The organism is Methylobacterium thuringiense, from assembly GCF_022179645.1.
Lineage (GTDB): Bacteria > Pseudomonadota > Alphaproteobacteria > Rhizobiales > Beijerinckiaceae > Methylobacterium > Methylobacterium thuringiense.
In genome coordinates this window covers 59619-77096 of the sequence record NZ_BPRA01000008.1, presented here as the reverse complement: position 1 = coordinate 77096, position 17478 = coordinate 59619, and the positions used below count along the sequence as shown (strand labels likewise).

At 68.5% G+C, this 17478-nt stretch carries 21 protein-coding genes; 13 read left to right on the top strand and 8 right to left on the bottom strand.

The window, feature by feature from the left end:
• Positions 1-96 precede the first annotated feature (96 nt).
• The 5 genes from relB to MFF07_RS09205 all read left to right on the top strand — a co-directional run bounded on the left by relB (position 97) and on the right by MFF07_RS09205 (position 3758).
• Positions 97-336 carry a type II toxin-antitoxin system RelB family antitoxin gene (gene relB, locus MFF07_RS09225; protein ID WP_147817919.1) on the top strand — a complete coding sequence of 80 codons (240 nt, stop codon included), beginning with the start codon at positions 97-99 and terminating at the stop codon, positions 334-336.
• A gap of 231 nt (positions 337-567) precedes the next feature.
• The gene (ccmA, locus tag MFF07_RS09220) at positions 568-1206 is read left to right on the top strand and encodes a heme ABC exporter ATP-binding protein CcmA (RefSeq protein WP_147817920.1); all 639 of its coding nucleotides are present in this window, start codon (positions 568-570) and stop codon (positions 1204-1206) included.
• Positions 1203-1871 carry a heme exporter protein CcmB gene (ccmB, locus tag MFF07_RS09215; protein ID WP_147817921.1) on the top strand — a complete coding sequence of 223 codons (669 nt, stop codon included), beginning with the start codon at positions 1203-1205 and terminating at the stop codon, positions 1869-1871. Before ccmA ends, ccmB begins: the two co-directional genes overlap by 4 nt.
• Before the next feature lie 85 nt (positions 1872-1956).
• The gene (locus tag MFF07_RS09210; RefSeq protein WP_238231668.1) at positions 1957-2259 is read left to right on the top strand and encodes a hypothetical protein; all 303 of its coding nucleotides are present in this window, start codon (positions 1957-1959) and stop codon (positions 2257-2259) included.
• Positions 2260-2270: 11 nt separating this feature from the next.
• A complete protein-coding gene (locus tag MFF07_RS09205; RefSeq protein ID WP_187272572.1) occupies positions 2271-3758 on the top strand; it encodes a methyl-accepting chemotaxis protein in 1488 nt (495 codons plus the stop codon).
• 6 nt (positions 3759-3764) lie between these two features.
• Here the strand turns inward: MFF07_RS09205 and MFF07_RS09200 are convergent, their stop codons facing one another.
• Both MFF07_RS09200 and MFF07_RS22680 read right to left on the bottom strand, forming a co-directional pair.
• Positions 3765-4340 (bottom strand): SOUL family heme-binding protein, encoded by a 576-nt coding sequence (locus MFF07_RS09200; RefSeq protein WP_147817924.1) that lies wholly within the window; start codon positions 4338-4340, stop codon positions 3765-3767.
• A 45-nt stretch (positions 4341-4385) separates the two neighbouring features.
• The gene (locus tag MFF07_RS22680) at positions 4386-4877 is read right to left on the bottom strand and encodes a hypothetical protein (RefSeq protein ID WP_373322293.1); all 492 of its coding nucleotides are present in this window, start codon (positions 4875-4877) and stop codon (positions 4386-4388) included.
• A gap of 16 nt (positions 4878-4893) precedes the next feature.
• Between MFF07_RS22680 and MFF07_RS09190 the strand changes: the two genes are divergently transcribed.
• The 4 genes from MFF07_RS09190 (at position 4894) to MFF07_RS09175 (ending at position 7634) form a co-directional block, all read left to right on the top strand.
• The gene (locus MFF07_RS09190; RefSeq protein WP_147817925.1) at positions 4894-5955 is read left to right on the top strand and encodes a zinc-binding metallopeptidase family protein; all 1062 of its coding nucleotides are present in this window, start codon (positions 4894-4896) and stop codon (positions 5953-5955) included.
• Between the two features lie 109 nt (positions 5956-6064).
• Positions 6065-6868, top strand: coding sequence for a heme ABC transporter permease (locus tag MFF07_RS09185; RefSeq protein ID WP_147817926.1), 804 nt, complete (start codon positions 6065-6067; stop codon positions 6866-6868).
• 8 nt (positions 6869-6876) lie between these two features.
• Positions 6877-7035 (top strand): heme exporter protein CcmD, encoded by a 159-nt coding sequence (gene ccmD / locus MFF07_RS09180; RefSeq protein ID WP_373322292.1) that lies wholly within the window; start codon positions 6877-6879, stop codon positions 7033-7035.
• Entirely contained in the window at positions 7032-7634 is a 603-nt protein-coding gene (locus MFF07_RS09175) for a DsbE family thiol:disulfide interchange protein (protein ID WP_238231666.1), read from the top strand. Before ccmD ends, MFF07_RS09175 begins: the two co-directional genes overlap by 4 nt.
• Before the next feature lie 4 nt (positions 7635-7638).
• Here the strand turns inward: MFF07_RS09175 and MFF07_RS09170 are convergent, their stop codons facing one another.
• Entirely contained in the window at positions 7639-8250 is a 612-nt protein-coding gene (locus MFF07_RS09170) for a septation protein A (protein WP_238231833.1), read from the bottom strand.
• A gap of 125 nt (positions 8251-8375) precedes the next feature.
• Between MFF07_RS09170 and MFF07_RS09165 the strand changes: the two genes are divergently transcribed.
• Positions 8376-8636, top strand: coding sequence for a type II toxin-antitoxin system VapB family antitoxin (locus tag MFF07_RS09165; protein ID WP_147817928.1), 261 nt, complete (start codon positions 8376-8378; stop codon positions 8634-8636).
• Positions 8636-9022: a type II toxin-antitoxin system VapC family toxin gene (locus MFF07_RS09160; RefSeq protein WP_147817945.1), complete on the top strand. Its 387-nt coding sequence runs from the start codon at positions 8636-8638 to the stop codon at positions 9020-9022. Before MFF07_RS09165 ends, MFF07_RS09160 begins: the two co-directional genes overlap by 1 nt.
• Here MFF07_RS09160 and ftsY read toward each other — a convergent pair.
• Complete coding sequence (ftsY, locus tag MFF07_RS09155) at positions 9019-10290, bottom strand: signal recognition particle-docking protein FtsY (protein ID WP_147817929.1); 1272 nt, start codon at positions 10288-10290, stop codon at positions 9019-9021. The genes MFF07_RS09160 and ftsY overlap by 4 nt on opposite strands.
• A gap of 41 nt (positions 10291-10331) precedes the next feature.
• Here ftsY and MFF07_RS09150 point away from each other — a divergent pair, with 41 nt between their 5' ends.
• The gene (locus MFF07_RS09150) at positions 10332-11081 is read left to right on the top strand and encodes an RluA family pseudouridine synthase (protein WP_147817930.1); all 750 of its coding nucleotides are present in this window, start codon (positions 10332-10334) and stop codon (positions 11079-11081) included.
• A 153-nt stretch (positions 11082-11234) separates the two neighbouring features.
• Positions 11235-12161: a hypothetical protein gene (locus tag MFF07_RS09145; RefSeq protein WP_147817931.1), complete on the top strand. Its 927-nt coding sequence runs from the start codon at positions 11235-11237 to the stop codon at positions 12159-12161.
• A 70-nt stretch (positions 12162-12231) separates the two neighbouring features.
• Here MFF07_RS09145 and MFF07_RS09140 read toward each other — a convergent pair whose 3' ends face one another.
• The 4 genes from MFF07_RS09140 to MFF07_RS09125 form a co-directional block, all read right to left on the bottom strand.
• Entirely contained in the window at positions 12232-12768 is a 537-nt protein-coding gene (locus MFF07_RS09140) for a hypothetical protein (RefSeq protein WP_238231664.1), read from the bottom strand.
• Positions 12769-12920: 152 nt separating this feature from the next.
• The gene (locus tag MFF07_RS09135; protein ID WP_147817933.1) at positions 12921-13604 is read right to left on the bottom strand and encodes a DUF1013 domain-containing protein; all 684 of its coding nucleotides are present in this window, start codon (positions 13602-13604) and stop codon (positions 12921-12923) included.
• 161 nt (positions 13605-13765) lie between these two features.
• Entirely contained in the window at positions 13766-15214 is a 1449-nt protein-coding gene (locus MFF07_RS09130; RefSeq protein WP_147817934.1) for a PepSY-associated transmembrane domain-containing protein, read from the bottom strand.
• A gap of 2 nt (positions 15215-15216) precedes the next feature.
• A complete protein-coding gene (locus MFF07_RS09125; protein ID WP_147817935.1) occupies positions 15217-17445 on the bottom strand; it encodes a TonB-dependent receptor in 2229 nt (742 codons plus the stop codon).
• Positions 17446-17478 lie beyond the last annotated feature (33 nt).

The following is a 17478-nucleotide window of genomic DNA, read 5'->3' as shown; positions in this document are numbered from 1 at the left end:
GTTCGAAACTTGCCGCTACGGGGTGATGGTGACAGGCGGGCGCAGGTGTCGCTTTCGGGGCGGCCTGTGCGTATTCAGCGGCATCCGGAGACCACCATGCCCGCCGTGAACTTGCCTCCCGAGATCGAGCGTCGCCTCGACACCGTGTGCCGAAAGACCGGCCGCACCAGGGACGGGCATGTGCGCGAGGCGATCCTCGATTACCTTAAGGATTTCGAGGATGCGGCACTGGTCGAAGCGCGGTTAGCTGCAGGCAGGCAAGGTGGCGAGACGATTGACCTCGCCGAACTGTTGAAGCGCTATGGTCTCGACGCCGACGGTGGAACGACCGGCTGAAACGGGCTTGCCGTTGGCGCTGCCCCGTCTGGCATCCACGACAATCCTCATGTTGAGGTGCTGCGAAGCAGCTCGAAACATCCCTGAACGCTTTTCCCAAATGGCGCTGGTGGCTTGGATCGCCGCTGCGGGGTACTTCGAGGCCGCTAACGTGGCACCTCGGTATGAGGGGCGTGGTGGGTGCCGGCCGATTTGGTCCGCCGGCGCGCGACCGGAGCAGACAGGACACCCGTGCGGCTGATCGTCGAAAACCTCGCCTGCCGTCGCTCCGGGCGCCGCATCTTCTCCGGGCTCGGCTTCGCGCTGGAGGCCGGCGAGGCGCTTATGGTCACCGGGCGCAACGGTGCGGGCAAGTCGAGCCTGCTCTCCATGCTCGCCGGCCGCCTGAAACCCGATGCCGGCACGATTCGCGTCGAGGAGGCCGGCGAGGCGACGCTGGCGGAGTGCCTGCACGTGGTCGGCCATCGCGACGGGCTGAAGGCTGCGCTGACGGCGGAGGAAAACCTCACCTTCGCCCGCGATATCCTCGGCGCGCCGACGGCGTCTCCGCGGGAAGCCATGGAAGCGATGGGCCTCGCCCACGCCCTGAACTTGCCCGTCGGCTACCTCTCCGCCGGGCAAAGAAGACGGGTGGCGCTGGCGCGCCTGCTGGTCTGCCGGCGTCCGCTCTGGCTGCTCGACGAGCCGACGGCGGCACTGGATACCGCCTCGCAGGGCGTGCTCGCCGGGCTGATGGCCCGGCATCGCGAGGACGGCGGCCTCGTCGTCGCCGCGACCCACATGCCGATCGGCCTCGACGACGCCCGCGAACTCCGCATCGGGCCGCCGGCCGCCACCGAGGATGCAGCCGAGGCGGAGGCCTGGGCATGATCCGCGTGCTGGTAGCGCTCGTCCGGCGCGATCTCGTCCTCGCCTCCCGCGTCGGCGGGTCGGGGGCGCTGTCGCTGGTGTTCTTTCTGATGATCGTGGCGCTGGTGCCGTTCGCGCTCGGGCCGGATCTGAACCTGCTCTCGCGGATCGGCCCGGCGATCCTCTGGCTCTCGGCGGTGCTGGCGACGCTGATCGGCCTCGACCGGATTTTTCAGGCCGACGAGGAGGACGGCTCCCTCGACCTGATGACCGCCTCCCCTGCCCCGCTGGAACTGGTGGTGCTGGCCAAGGTGCTCGCCCATTGGCTGACCACGGGGCTGCCGCTGGCGCTGGCCTCGCCGCTGTTCGGCCTGCTTGTGGCGCTCTCGCCGACGGCGATGGGCGCGACGGCGCTGACCCTGCTGGTCGGTACGCCGGCCCTGACCTTCATCGGCGCCGTCGGCGCGGCGCTCACCGCCTCGATCCGCCGGGGCGGACTGATCCTGGCGATCGTGGTGCTGCCGCTGATGATCCCGACGCTGATCTTCGGGGTCTCGGCCGTGGATTCAGCCCTCGGCGGCACGGTGCCGTTCGCCACGCCGCTGATCATCCTCGGCGCACTGAGCCTGATCGCTGCCGTGGTCGGCACGTTGGCGGCGGCGGCCGCCCTGCGCTGGTCGGACTAACCGCGCTCAGCGTGGAATACAGTATCCAAACGGCTTAACGTTAAGCGGCGGTTTAGAGATTGTCGGCGATTGTTGCCGCCATCCGATGCGCCTTCTCGTTGTCCTCCCCACGGCGATGCTCAGCGTCGCGCTCCCTCTCCTGCTCCTGGCCGCTCCGCAGGCCGGGCGGCCGGTTCTCGTGATCGCGTCGCCCTGGTCGTCGCCCGCCGAGACGGCGAGCGTGGTGGCGCAGGCGGGGGGAGCATTGCTGCGCGGCACGCCCCTGCCCTGGGTCGCGGTGGCGATCTCGGACGGGGCGGATTTCGCCGGAAAACTGCGGCGGGCGGGCGCCTGGATCACCCTCGACGCGTCCCGGGTGCCGGGATGCCTGAACGCGGCTCCGGTTTGAGCGAGACCCAGATGCAGAGTTCGACCCTCGACCGGCTCCGTGCGAGTTCGGGCAAGGCCCTGATCGGCTTCCTCTGGCTCAACCTCGCGATCATCCTCGCGGCCAATGCCTGGCGCGACGTCTATTCCACTGCCCTCGTCGCGCTCGTCGGTCTCGCCCTGGTCGTCCCGCCGACGCTGTTCGCGCGCCGCGATCTCACGGGAGCGCCCGCCCGCATCCTGTCGAGCATGGCGCTCGCCGGTCTCATCGCGATCCTGGTGGCGATATTCAAGCAGGACGGCACCGGCCGCGCCTTGCAGATCGACCTGCACATGTACTTCTTCGCTTGCCTCGCGGTGGTCGCAGCCTGGCTCGATTGGCGGGCGCTGCTCGCCTATGCCGGCATCGTCGCCGTGCACCATCTCGGCCTCTCGCTCGCGCTGCCGAGCCTCGTCTTCCCCGATGGTGGCGGCATCGACAGGGTGATGCTGCACGCGGCGATCCTCGTCGCGCAGACGGCCGTGCTGGTCTGGCTGGTGGTGCGTCTGCAGATGGGCGTCGCCGCGAGCGACGCGCTCCGGCGCAGCGAAAGCGACCTCGACGAGGCCGAGGCGCTGAAGGCCCGGGCCCTCGACAGCGCCGGGCGCGAAGCCGAGCGCAACCGGGTTCTCCAGGAGCAGGTCCGCGAATTCCGCGGCTCGGTCGCGGGCGTCGTCGAGACCATCGAGGGTGCGCTCGGTGCGATGGACGACAGCGCCGCCGGCCTCGGCCGCTTCGCCGACCGCACCACCCGCGATGCCGGCCGCGCCACGGACAGTTCCGTCCGGGCCGGCGAGACCATCCGCGAGATCGCCGAGACCTGCCGCAACCTCACCCACGCCGCCGACGAGATCGGCCGCCATCTCGACGAGACCGGCGCCGTGACGCGCGCGGCCACCGACGAGGCTCGCCGCACGGAAGAGACCGTCGGCAAGCTGACGCATTCCGTCGAGCGCATCGGCTCGGTCATCACGACGATCCGCTCCGTCGCCGAACAGACCAACCTGCTCGCCCTCAACGCGACGATCGAGGCTGCCCGCGCCGGCGTGGCCGGCCGAGGCTTCGCCGTGGTCGCGGCGGAGGTGAAGAACCTCGCCGGCCAGACCGCCCGCTCCACCGAGGAGATCGCGGCGCAGATCCGTGACGTCGAGAGCGCCACCGAGCAATCGGTCGCCTTCATGCACGCCTTCGCCGGCCGTATCGCCGACATCGAGCGGGCGACGGGCGCCATCGTCGACGCCGTCGCGCGCCAGCGCGAGGCGATGGCGAGTATGGACGCGAACGTCCACGCCACCGTGCGGGAGGCCGGCTCGGCTGCCGAGCATGTTGGCGCGGTCTCGCTGGTGCTCGGCACCACCACCACGGTGGCGGGCGAGGTCCAGGCCTCAACCACGGCCGTGCGCGAGCAGGTCGAAGTGCTCCGCAGCGTCACCTCCGCCTTCGTGAAGAGCCTCGACGCGGCGGCTGTGCGGCGCGCCTGACGACGTTCACGCGGCAGGAAGCCGGATCGCAACCTCGTTGCGCCGCAGCAAGGGAATCGTGAACGGCGGGTCGTAGCCCATGAAGAAGGGCGCACCCTCCGCCGCGATGCCCGCCTCCGCGAGTACCTTGAGGAGCCGCACCGTCTGCTTCTTTCGCGCCCGCTCTGTCGCCCGGCCGGTGAAGCGCAGCACGGCGAGACGCTGCTCGGGCACGGTGACGAGGCCGACTTTCGGATCAGTCGGCGCCGGCGGATCGCCCGTCAGGTCGGTCGGCAGGAAGAAGCGCATGTGGGCCGCGTCCTGCTCCACCGGCACCGTCATGGCGATGCGCTGGCCGGTCGCCTCGACGGGCACGGTCATGGCGATGCGCGTACCGTTGCGGTTGCTGCCGGAAATGTAGGCGAAGAGACGGCGGAAGGCGTCGCTGTCGCCCTCCCTCACCATTCCGGTCTCGACGGCCGAGCGCGCCGCGTAGACGCGAATCTCGACGCCGCGGTCGAGTGTGCGTGTCACCCGATAGGTGCTCTCTTCGAGCGGCCCGCGGATGCCGAACACCGCCAGCACTGACGTCAGGATCGTCATCAGAAAATACAGGATCGTCTCCGTCCGCTGATCGACCTTGAAAACCTACTTGCGGCAGCCGTCGCAGATGCCACTGTCGATCCTGTCGTTCTCGCGCTCGATCCGCTGCAGGTCGCGCCGTTCGGCCGGGGTCGCCGGCCCCTCCTCGGCGCCCGGCGGCTTGGTGACGCCGGTCGCGGTCGTGTACGGAGCCGTGATCGTCGAACGCGGGCCGCCGCCGGTCCCGGTGCGATCCGGCGCGGTCTCGGCCGAGGCGAGCGTCGGCACGAGCGGTGCCAGAACCAGAATGCAGAGAAGGCTTTGCACGGTCATGGTCGGGTGCCGTCCGGGCAGGATGTGGCGACACTGTTCCAACGCGGTCGTCCTGCCGGAGTTCAGCCCGTAGGGCCGAAATGCACGGCCGGCTGCCCATCGCTTGAGCAATTCGGGCGGTTCCCCGGCTCCCGACGCAAAATCCTGATTCCGTTCGGCTTTTTCGGTGAACGTCCGCGCCCGTCCGGCATTGATGCGGGGATGAATGACGGCCAAGGCGGCCATCCGTGCGAGACTCCCCATGAAGCTGTTCCAGTGCCAGTCCTGCGGCAACATCGTCTATTTCGAGAATCGGACCTGCGGCCGCTGCGGCCATCGGCTCGCCTACCTGCCGGAGACCGGCACCCTCTCGGCGCTGCAGCCGGCCGGCAACGACACCTGGAGCCCGCTGGCCGCGCCGCAGCGGCCGAGCTTCTTTTGCACCAATGCGGCGCATGACGCCTGCAACTGGCTGGTACCGCCGGGCTCGACCGACGCCTTCTGCGTCGCCTGCCGCCATAACGGTACCGTGCCGGACCTGACGGAGGAGAAGAACCTCACCCGCTGGCGCGACATGGAACTCGCCAAGCACCGCCTGTTCTACGCTCTGATGCGCTGGAACCTGCCGCTGACGACGCGAGCGGACGATCCCGAGCACGGCCTCGTCTTCAACTTCCTCGCCGAGCCGCCGCCCGGGGGCGGACCGAAGGTGATGACGGGCCATGAGAACGGCGTCATCACCATCGCGCTGATCGAGGCCGACGACGCCGAGCGGGCCAAGCGCCGCAGCCAGATGGGCGAGCCCTACCGCACCCTGCTCGGCCATTTCCGCCACGAGGTCGGCCACCATTACTGGGACCTGCTGGTGCGCGATGCCGGCAAGCTCGAGGCCTGCCGCGCGATCTTCGGCGACGATTCGCAGGATTACGGCGAGGCGCTGAAGCGCCACTACGAGAACGGCGCGCCGTCCGACTGGCAGGAGCACTTCGTCTCCTCATACGCCACCACCCACCCCTGGGAGGATTTCGCCGAGACCTGGGCGCATTACCTGCACATCGTCGACACCCTGGAGATGGCCTCGGCCTTCGGCATGCAGGTACAGCCGCTGCTCGACGCGCGGGGCGACTTCGCGACCCGGATCGATTTCGATCCCTACGCGGCCGCATCGGCCCAGCAGGTCATCGACGCCTGGCTGCCCTTCGTCTTCGCCATGAACAGCGTCAGCCGTGCCATGGGCGAGCGCGACCTCTATCCGTTCGTGCTGGCCCCGGATGTGATGAAGAAACTCGGCTTCATCCACGACCTCGTACACGGACAGGTGTGATCGCTGCTGCGTGATCGCTCGGACGTGATCGGCGCGGGAGCGGTCTTGGTGCTCCCGCGCCGATCCTTCGCATTGCCGCTGCACCGCACAGTCCGGTAAACAGCGAGGCATGTGGACCGCTCTCTGGAACCGCCTCGCCCATCCCGGGCACTTCTTGCGATGGACGGGGCCTGCGATGTCCTGGCTCGCCGGGCTTTCGGCCGCGCTGCTGGCTGTCGGCCTGTATCTCACCTGGTTCGTCGTCCCGCCCGACTATCAGCAGGGAGAGACGGTGCGGATCATGTACATCCACGTCCCGGCGGCCTGGCTCGGGGTGTTCTTCTACGGGGCGATGACGCTGTCGGCGATCGGCACACTGGTGTGGCGCCATCCCCTGGCCGACGTGGCGCAGCGGGCCGCCGCACCGATCGGCGCCGCCTTCACCCTGATCTGCCTCGTCACAGGCTCGCTCTGGGGCAAGCCGATGTGGGGCACCTACTGGGTCTGGGACGCGCGCCTGACCTCGATGCTGGTGCTGTTCCTGATCTATTGCGGCATCATCGCCCTTTGGCGGACCATCGAGGACCCGAACAGGGCGGCCCGCGCCATCGCGATCCTGACCCTCGTCGGCGCGGTGAACCTGCCGATCATCAAGTTCTCGGTGAACTGGTGGTCCACGCTGCACCAGCCAGCCTCGATCATGCGCATGGGCGGCTCGGCCATCGACCCCTCGATGCTCTACCCGCTGCTCGAGATGATTTTTGCCTTCACCCTGCTCGGCGTGACGCTGCATCTCTACGCCATGCGCACCGAGATTTTTCGTCGCCGCGTCAGGGTGCTGACCATCCGGGAAGCCGAGCGGCTCGATTCGGGCGCCGCCTCCGTCGCGATGGTGAAGCCCGCGCGCTCCATGCCCGTCGGCCAGGGCGCCTGAGGACAGCCATGATGGATCTCGGACCGCATGCCGGCTTCATCGTCGGCGCCTACGCTTTCACCGCTTTGGTGGTCGGCGGCCTCGTCGCCGCCGCGCTGCTCGACCAGCGCGCTCAGAAACGGGCCCTCGCCGTCTTCGAGGCTCGAACCGGGGAGCGACGCTCGTGAGCGAGACGGGCGCGGACACTGCGCCGCCAGTGCGCCGCTCGCTGCTGGTGATCCTGCCCTTGGTCACGTTCGTGGTGCTCGCCGTGGTGTTCTACATGCGCTTGCGCTCGGGCGCCGATCCGGCTGCGATCCCCACCGTGATGATCGGCAAGCCGGCTCCGGCTTTCCAGCTGCCGCCGGTGGCCGAGCTGACGGCCGAGGGCAGGCCGGTGCCGGGCCTATCGAGCGCGGACTTCAAGGGCAAAGTGACGCTCGTGAACTTCTACGCGTCCTGGTGCGCGCCCTGCCAGATCGAGCATCCGATGCTGATGCGGATGGCGCGCGAGCCCGACATCCGCGTCGTCGGCATCGACTACAAGGACACGCCTGCGGCCGGACGGCGATTCCTGGAGCGTAACGGCGTGCCGTATGCGGCCGTCGGCTCGGACACGACCGGCCGGGTCGGAATCGATTTCGGCGTCTACGGCGTGCCGGAAAGCTTCATCATCGGCCCCGACGGCACCATCCGCGACAAGCTGGTCGGCATCGTCACGCCGGAGAACTACTCCGCCGTTCTGACGAAGCTGCGGGCGGCGGCGACGGTCGCGGCGGCGAACTGACGCTTCACGCTTTCGCCGCGTCCTTGCGCTCGTAGCGCATCAGCAGCGGCGTCTGCGCGAGCGCGAAGACGACCGTCAGCGGCATGATCCCAAACACCTTGAAGCTGACCCAGAAATCTTCCGTCTGCGTTCGCCAGACCACTTCGTTCAGCACGGCCAGGACGAGGAAGAACAGCCCCCAGCGGAAGGTCAGCTTGCGCCAGCCCTCTTCGGTCAAGGCGAACACCGAATCCAGCACCACCGACAGCAGCGACTTGTGAAACGCGAGGCCCCCGAGGAGCACTAAGCCAAACAAACTGTTCACGATGGTCGGCTTCATCATGATGAAGGTCTTGTCCTGCAGCGCCAGCGTCAGGCCACCGAACACCACGACGACCACACCCGAGACCAGCGGCATGATCGGCAGGCGCCGGATCAGCGCGTAATGCACGCCGAGCGCGATCACGGTGGCCACGATGAACACCCCGGTCGCCACGAACAGCTTCTGGTCGGGGGCGACCCCGAAGCGCTCGGCATAGGCGTTGCCGAAGAAGAAGATCATCAGCGGCCCGATCTCCAGCACCAGCTTGAGCAGCGGCGGCAGATGGCGGCGCGGGGGAACGGGTTGGACGGTGATGGCCAAGGAGATGTGCCTGTGCGCGGGGCCGATCGTGGCGTGTTCGCCCGCCGGCATGTAAGACAGGTGGCACGGCATTCCTAGCGACGTGGCGCACGACGCGCGGCAGCGACGAGAGGCCAACCATGACCGTCCGGTTCGAGCACGACGAGATCGAGGCCCTGCTGACGGAGCTCGAAACGAGCACCGGCCTCCCACGCGAGGACGTGCTGCTCGGTGCGCTCCGCATGGAGCGGGTGCGGCTCGACGAAGATCGAGCCCGCCGGATCGCGGAAGGCCTCAGGATCGACGAGGAGTTTCGCCTGCGCCTGAACGCACGGCCCATCACCGATCCGCGTACACCGGACGAAATCCTGGGATACGACGAGAACGGATTGCCCACTTGATCGTCGTCGACAGCTCGGCCGTCGTCGCAATCTCGTTTGCCGAACCGGACGCCGCTGCATTCTCGGCGGTGCTCGCCAAGCCGGATCGGTTTGCGATCAGCGCTGGGACCTACCTCGAATGCTCCATCGTGCTGCTGTCTCGTTTCGGCAGCATCACCGATTTCGATCGCTGGCTGACGGATCGATCAATCGAAGTCGTCTCCGTGGATCAAAGAATGGCGCAAATCGCCGCCGACGCCTTCGTCCGCTTTGGTAAAGGCCGCCACCCGGCCGGGTTGAACTTTGGCGACTGCTTCTCCTACGCGCTTGCCAAGAGGCTGAACGCACCGCTTCTCTTTAAGGGCAATGACTTCTCCAAGACCGACGTCGCCTCCGCCCTCCCCTAATCCTTTTCCAACCCCGCGATCGCCCGCGCAAAGTCCCGGGCCGCGAACGGCTCCAGGTCCTCCACGCCCTCGCCGACGCCGATGAAGTGCACCGGCAGGCCGAACTTGGCCGCGAGCGCCACCAGGATGCCGCCGCGGGCCGTGCCGTCGAGCTTGGTCATCACGAGGCCGCTGATCGGCGCGGCTTGGGCGAACAGCTCGACCTGGCTCAGCGCGTTCTGGCCGACCGTAGCATCGAGCACGAGGAGCGCGGCGTGCGGGGCCTCCGGGTCGTGTTTGCGGATCACGCGCACGATCTTCTCGAGCTCGGCCATCAGCCCGGTCTTGTTCTGGAGCCGGCCGGCAGTGTCGATCAGCAGGACGTCGGTGCCCTCGGCGGTGGCGCGCTTGAGCGCGTCGAAGGCGAGCCCCGCCGCATCCGCGCCCTGTGCGCCGCTGACCACCGCCGTGCCGGTGCGGTCGCCCCAGACCTTGAGCTGCTCGATCGCGGCCGCGCGAAACGTGTCGCCGGCGGCGAGCATCACGCTGTGGCCCTGGGCCTTCAGCTTCAAGGAGAGCTTGCCGATGGTCGTGGTCTTGCCGGCGCCGTTGACGCCGACCATCAGGATCACGAACGGCTTCTTCGCCGTGTCGATGACGAGGGGCTTGGCCACCGGCTCAAGCGCAGCCTCGACCTCGGCGGCGAGGATCGACCGCACCTCGTCCGGCAAGATACCCTTCTCGTAGCGGCCCTTGCCCACGGCCTCCGAGATCCGCATGGCGGTCTCGACGCCGAAATCGGCCTGGATCAGCGCGTCTTCGAGCTCTTCGAGCGTATCCGCGTCGAGCTTGCGCTTGGTGAAGAGCCCGGTGACGCGGTCGGAGAGGGCCGACGACGTCCGCTTCATCCCGGAGGTGAGGCGGGTCCACCAGCCGCGCTTCTGCTCGGGCGCCTCGGCTTCGGTCGTGTCCGGTATGGCGACAGGCGTCAGGTCGAGCGCGGCGGGGGACGCCGACGCGTTCGGCTCCAGGCCGGGCTGCAGGTCGGCCCCCTCGATTTCGTCGGGGACCTGATTCTTGTCCGCGTCGTCGGCCGAGGGCTCGCTCGCCGGCATCGGCACCTGGGCGACGGCGTCGGCACCTGTGGCGAAGTCGAGTTGCCCTTCGGAGTCGGAGGCCGGCGAGGCCGCCTCGGGCGTCTCGACGCGATCCTCGGTTTCCGGCTCCGCCGTCTCGCCCTTGCGCCCGAACAGGCGGCCGAACCAGCCCGGCTTCTCGTCTCGACTCATCCGTACTTGCTCCCGCCGGCCCTGGGCTCTAGCCGGGCTCCATGATCCCGACTGACATAGGCGTCCCCCTCCTCTACCGCGATGCCCTGATGCTCGTCATCGACAAGCCCGCGGGTCTGCCCGTCCATCCCGGGCCGAAGGGCGGTCCTACGCTGACGGATCGCCTCGACGACCTGCGCTTCGGCCTGCCGCGCCGGCCGCAGGCGGCGCACCGGCTCGATCGCGATACTTCGGGCTGCCTCGTTCTCGGGCGGCATCCGAAGGCGCTGGCGCGGCTCAACAAGCTGTTTGCGGACGGACGTGTCGAAAAAACCTACTGGTCGATCGTGGAGGGCGCCCCGCAGGACGAGAGCGGCGTCATCGACCTCGCGTTGGCCAAGCGCTCCGAGGATCCGCGCTCCTGGTGGATGAAGCCGGACCCGGCCGGCGATCCGGCGCTGACCCGCTGGCGCGTGCTCGGCCGCAGCCCGGACGGCGCCGGCGCCTGGCTCGAACTGTCGCCCGAGACCGGGCGTACGCATCAACTCCGCGTCCACTGCGCGGCGATGGGCTGGCCGATCCGGGGCGACACGATCTACGGCACCGCACCGCGCCAGGGCGGACCCGGCCTGCAGCTCCACGCCCGTTCGCTTGGACTTCCGCTCTACCCGAAAAGGCCTCCGATCCGGATCGCGGCGCCGCCGCACGCGCACATGGCGGCCGGGCTCTTCGCCTGCGGATTTTCAGAGTCGGCACCGGTGCCATATCCGTCCGAGACTGTCTTGGCGGCCGGTAAGGCAATTCCGGATTGAAGAACTGCGTTCGGGCCCTGCGGTGTTTACCGAGCACTCGAAAATACCGCCCCCGAATCCTGTGCAGCGGCATGGGTTCGCGCTAACGCTGGGCAGCGCATTCAGCCTCTGCATCCCGCACCGGCGAGGGCGAATCTTTTCCGAGAGCGGACGATGACGTCATTCCTGCGCGCGGCGGTGCTCACTGCCGGCCTTCTCCCCGCCCTTGCGGTCGCGCCGTCCCATGCAGCCGAGCGCGAACCCTTCGAGATGGTCAAGGACTGGGAGGTCGAGCGCACGGTTGGCGACACCAGCGCCAATCCCTGCCTGATCAGCAAGACCTACAAGGACAAAGAGGACAACAACGCCATCAACGGCATCGTCTTTGCGCTCGACGGGTCGAACTCCGCCCTCGCCCTCGTCTACCAGCCCTGGAGCTGGGACAAGGGCGAGACGGTCAAGGCGACGCTGCTGGCCGGCAAGAAGATCCTCAAGAAGGGGGTGAGTTGGGCCGGCAATGCCGAGACGCTGACCGCGCCGTTCCCGGACACCATCGTGCCCGATCTGCTCTCGGCCAAGACGATCACCCTGCGTTTCGAGGATGGCGACGCGGAGTTCGACATCTCGGGATTTCCGCAGGCCTACGAGGCTTTGCGCCGTTGCGATGCGACCCCGGCCAAGGTGGCCGCTGCACCGGCTCCCGCGGCTCCCGCGCCCGTCGCCGCCGCCCCGGTCGTGGCTCCGCCTCCGGGGCCGGCAGCCGCACCCGCGATTCCCCCGGCGGCGCGGATCCAGGCCTATGCCTTCGGCTTGATTCTCCAGCGCACGATGAAGGAGTGCGAGGTGTCCACCACGGGCAAGCAGCGCTCGGGCGTCGACGCCAAGGTCGCCGCGTTGCAGCCGGAGATGGCGCCGCTCGAAGCCCAGTTGCGCGAGGGGATGAAGACCGAGGGACCGAAATGTCCGACGGCGCAGGAAGGGGACAAGTTCCAGAGCGCGCTGGCGGACTACCTCGACAAGTCGCCCGAGGATTTTTCCGCGGCGATGGACAAGAAATCCGCAGAGAACGCCGCCAAGGCTGCCGAAACGCCGAAGCCGTAAGCTTCGGAAACACGGTGCGCTCCCGCCGGGCTCGTCCTCGGCGGGATTTTTCGTGTCGACGCCGGATGCGCTACGGCGCGGCCATCCGGCGAAGCCAGACCGCCGAGGCGACGGCGAGGGGCTCGAGCGGCAGCATCACCTCGCCGCTGCGACGCCCCCAAAGGGCGATGCCGCCGAAGCCGACGTCGCGGATCGTGAGCCAGCTGCCGAACGGAAACGTCGCCTCGGTGCCCTCGCCTGGCCCGAAACACTCCTCGAAGGCGATCGGGTCGACCATCAGCTCGTCGTAGCGTTCGAGATGCGCGGCGATCGAGACCTTCGAGCGAAACAGCCCGCGGTCGCGGCGCGCCGACGAGAAGCAGGGTTCGCACTCGGTCAGCGTCACCCAGAGCTTGCGGCCGATATGCAGGTAGGGCGGGTTCGGTCCGGTGGTCTCGAAATTAGCTGCGGGCCAGCCGGCCTCCACCATCAGCGAGTCGGCGAGCGTGACGGGCCCGCGATACGCGCCCTCCCCGTTCCGCAGGAGCGCCGCGTTCGCCGCCGGGCCGCTCGTCCCGACGGGAGGGGGTGTCGAGGCCGGCTTGGTGTCGGTCTCGGTGCCGGCCATGGGCAGCCCTCGGATGCCCGATCATCACGGTGATCGAACAGGCACTATCCAGCATCCCGAAGGCTTTGGCGACCGCTCATCCCTGAAAAACAATGCCGGACCGGGAGCGGCACGCCGTCTCCCCGTCCGATTCCGTGAAAGACACGAAAAATCTAGTCCTCGTCGTCTTCCTCGTGCGGGCGCTGCATGCCCTTGAGCTTGGCGAACACCGCGCTCTCGTTGATCTCCTCGTCCTCGGCCTTCGGCGCGGTGGAGACCTCTGTCGGCAGCAGGGTCGGGCCGCTCTCGGCCGGCACGGTGGCGGGACGGTCCTTGGCGGCCTTGCCGACCTCGAAGTCGAGATCGATCTGCGAGCACAGGCCGAGCGTCACCGGGTCCAGGGGCTGCAGCGAACCGGAATTCCAGTGGCTGCGGTCGCGGATCTGTTGGATCGTCGACTTGGTGGTGCCGACGAGCCGGATGACCTGGGCGTCCTTAAGCTCCGCGTGATTGCGCAGCAACCAGAGGATCGCGTTCGGGCGGTCCTGGCGGCGCGAGAGCGGGGTGTAGCGCGGACCCTTGGTGGTGCGCTTGACCTCGGGCAGCTTCACCTTCGAGACGGCGATCTTGAGCTTGTGGTTCGGCGACTTCTGCGCCTTCTCGATCTCTTCGCGGGTGAGCTGGCCCGCGGTGATCGGATCGAAGCCCTTGATGCCGGCCGCGACTTCGCCGTCGGCGATGCCCTTCACCTCGAGCGGGTGGAGATGGCAGAAATCGGCGATCTGCTCGAAGGCGAGCGAGGTGTTCTCCACCAGCCATACGGCGGTGGCCTTCGGCATCAGCGGTCCTTGGGACATCGGGTCGGCTCCGGCAATGGGCGCGAGCACGGAAGAACACGGTGCCGCGGACGAAGGACCGCTGCCTCCGGCCTGAACCTCGAGGTCCGGAGAATCCCGTCTCACGCTGAATAAGGGAAGTGCCTCCTATACAGGCTCGCCGGGGGGGCGTGCAATCGCGTTCATGCGGCCGGTTTCACGGAGCGCGGCCTCGGCCGCCGCAGCCGCCGCCAGCCGATCACGAGCCCGGTCAGCGCGATCACCGCCGCGAGCGCGTTCAGGATCCACTGCGCCGCGTCCCAGGCCGGCCGGTTGAAGATCAGCACCGGCAGATCGAGGCGGTGCAGGGCGGAGAACAGCCAGCGGTTGACCCGGCCCGAGCGGTCGAGGCGGTTCAGGATCTCGCCCGTCGCGGGATCGATGTGGAGCCAGGTCGCCGCCGCATCGTCGAAGCGCAGACGCAGCACCGGCAGCGCCCGCTCGTCGTGGTGCGGGTACCAGTATCTGTCGTAGGCCGTCAGACGCTCGACGGCCGGCGGGGCGGATGCCGGCACGGCACCCGTGGCCGCCCGAACGATCTCGGCCTCGTCGAGCCTTGCCCCATCGGCTCGCGCCACGCGGGTTGTTTGCGCCGCCGATGCGCGGACGAGCCAGCGGCCACCGATGCGCGTGAAGCGGATCGCCACGGTGGCGGGCGTCGCGAGGTTTCGTACACCGGTCGGGTCGAGGCCGATGGCGGCGCCCGGCCCGGCATAGGCGGCGAGCCAACCGGCCGGCGGGGACGGCGAACTGAACCAGCGGTTCGGGTTCATCGAGAGCCAGCCGCTGACGATGAAGCTGGTGAGCGTCAGGCCGCCCGCGAGACCGAACAGGTGATGCCAGCGCGCCATGCCGCGATAGGGCGTCACCGCGCCATGCGGGTAGCGCCGCCTCAGCCGCAGCCGCCAGATCCCGAGAACCATGCCGCTGACGGCACCGAGGCAGGCGATGCCCGAGATCCAGACGACGACGTCGTGCCAGAGATCGGCCCGCGCCCGCAGCGGCGTCGGGTAGATCCAGTGCACCACCGCGCCGACCCAGTTCCAGCCGCGCTCGAACCGCGTCGTGTCGAGGGCGAGTTCGCCGGTCGTTTCGGAGACGTAGCGTTCGGTGCCGGCCGCGTCGCCGAGCGCGACCTTGTGGAAGGGCCGCAGGCGGTCGTAGCGGGCCGTGACCGTCCATTGGTCGCGCGCCACCGTTTCGACGCTGCCGCGCCCTCCAGCAATGGCGCGCGCCTCGTCGGCGCCGACCGGCCCGAGTTTTTCGCCCGTACTTGCGGAGATCGTCGCCCGCGTCCCGTCCGCCGCCGCGATCCGGTAGACCGGCTCGGCGCCCCGCATCTCGAGGCCGAACCCGGCCGGCGCCTCCGCAAACCCGGTCGCGGCGAGTGCCGTATCCGGGCCGATGGCGACTCGCTCCCAGGCGATCGGCGTGAGATGGGCGAGCCGTTCCGCCTCGCTCAGGCGCGGGAACGGCACGTAGAGCATCACCAGCCCCGAGCCGATCCAGAGCGCGAAGAACAGCCCCAGGACGATGCCGAGCCAGCGATGGGCGAGCAGCAGCCAGCGCTTGCCGGTCTTGAGGAGCCTCATCCTCACCAGGCCACGGTGTAGGCGACCTCGAACGTGCGGGGACGGCCGAGCAGCCAGTTCGTGTTGACCCCGTTCACCGCGTTGCCGCTGATCGCAAAGATCTCGTCGGTGAGGTTGTAGCCGCGCAGGCTGAGCCGGGAGGTCGCCGTCACCTGATAGTCGAGCCCGGCATTGAGCAGCGCATAGGCCGGACGCGGTGCGGTGTTGCCGAAATCGTTGAAGGTCTCGCCGACATACTGCACGCCGAGCCGTGCCTCCCAGCGCGGCGCGAAGGCCCAGTTCAGCCAGAGATTGCTGACCTGCTCCGGCACGTCGATGGGCTGCCGGCCGGCAAAGGACACCGTGGCGCCGTTCACCACTTGGTTGAAGTCGTCGTACTGCGCGTGCAGCAACGCGACGTTGGCGTCGACCCGCCAGCCCTCCGGGAACAGGATCGAGACGGCCGCCTCGACGCCCTGGGACGATTGCTGTCCGACCTGCACCGAGACCGTCGAGGTGCCGGGCAGCTGCGAGATCAGGTTGTTCTTGACGATGCGGTAGCCGGCGAGCGTCCATTCGAGCGACCCGCCGAAGCTCAGGCCCTTGATGCCGACCTCGACCTGCCGACCGGTGGAGAGATCGAAGCCTGCGAGCGACTGGCTCAGCGAGATCAGGCTGCCGACGGGATCGGTCGCGGTGGCGTATTGGGCGTAGAGCGCGATATCCGGCGTCGGGTTGTAGATGCCGCCGAAGCGGTAGCCGAGGCCGCCGAAGCTCTTGCCGAAGCGTCCACCGGTCTGGAGGTTCTCGCGGTCGAGCTGCGAGGCGTCGTAACGCACCCCCGAGAGCAGCGCGAACTGCTCTGACAGGATCAGGCGGTTCTCGGCGAAGACCGAGGCCTGGTTCGTCGCGGTGGCGTAGGCCGGGATGGCGCGGCCGTCCTGCGGAAAAAGGCCGAGATTGCCGCCGAAGACCGGTACGCTGTCGGTCTTGTCGAAATAGAAGTTGTTGGTGTGCTTGAAATCGATGTGGTTGACGTCGAATCCCGCGACGAACTCGTTGCGGAAGCCGAACAGATCGCCCTTGAAGGCCGCGTCGAAGCGGTTCCCGACCTGCTCTTGGCTATGATAGATTTCCAGGTAGTCGCCGCGGTCGACGAGGCCGGTGTTCCGGTTGAAGCTGTACTGCTCCACGTCGAGCCAGTGGCGCCGGCTCTGCAGGCGATAGCTGGTGTTGCGGATGGTGATGTCCGCGCTCGGCGTCCACTCGGTCTTGAGCTGGGTCCAGTTGTCGGCCCAAGTGATCTTTGCGTCGCGGACGTTGTAGTTCCTGAAGCGTAGCGAGTCCGGCACGCGGTTGCCGATCACTGGCGAGCCCCAGTAGCGCGCGGGCTCCTGGTAGCCGAGGTCGTGGCTCAGGGTGAACGAAAGATCCGGCGTCGCCTGCAGCGTCAGCGCACCGGAGACCGCGAGGTTCTGGAACTCGCCTTCGGGCGTCATCCAGCCGCTGGAGCGGTTGCCGCTGACGTTGAGGCGGTAGGCGACGGCGTCGCCGATCGGCCCGGTGGAGTCCAGCGCCAGCCGTGCGGTGCCGTATGAGCCGCCGCCGATGCGAACCACGTCGAACTGCGTGAACAGCGGCTTCTTCGTCACGACGTTGACGATGCCGCCGATGGCGCCGTCGCCGTAGAGCACGGAGGCCGGCCCGCGCAGCACCTCGATGCGCTCGATGTTCCAGGTGTCGAACGGGAAGGTGACCGTGCCGGCGCCGACGAACAGCCGCGTGCCGTCGTACAGCTGCTGGATCGAGTTCGGCCCGGCGAAGCCGCGGCTGGTGAAGGCACCGTTGCCGTTACCGGGCGCTGCCACGGTGGTGATGCCGGTGGCGTTCTCGGTGACCGCTTCGGTCACGGTGTTCTGGCCGCGGGTACGTGCCGTCTCGCCGGAGATGACGTCGATGCTGGCCGGCGTTTCCAGCGGGGTCAGGCCGAGGCGGCTGGCGCCGCGGTCGGGCGTCTTCAGGTTGAGGCCGACCGGCGAGGCGCGGGTCAGGCTGACGTCCTTCGGGTCCCAGGCGACGTCGGGCGAGAGGCCGGTGCCGACGAGCCGCGCGCCTGCGACGGAAATCTCTTCGAGGGTGGTGCGGCGCGCAAGCGCCTCTTGTGTAGCTTCCTGGGCGGCTGCCGGGCCGTGCCCGAGGGCCAGCGCGAGGGCGGTCAGCGAGACGGATGTTCGGATTCGATGGGTCGTCATGATGGCGAAAAGTCCGGGCGACGGCAGTGGCAC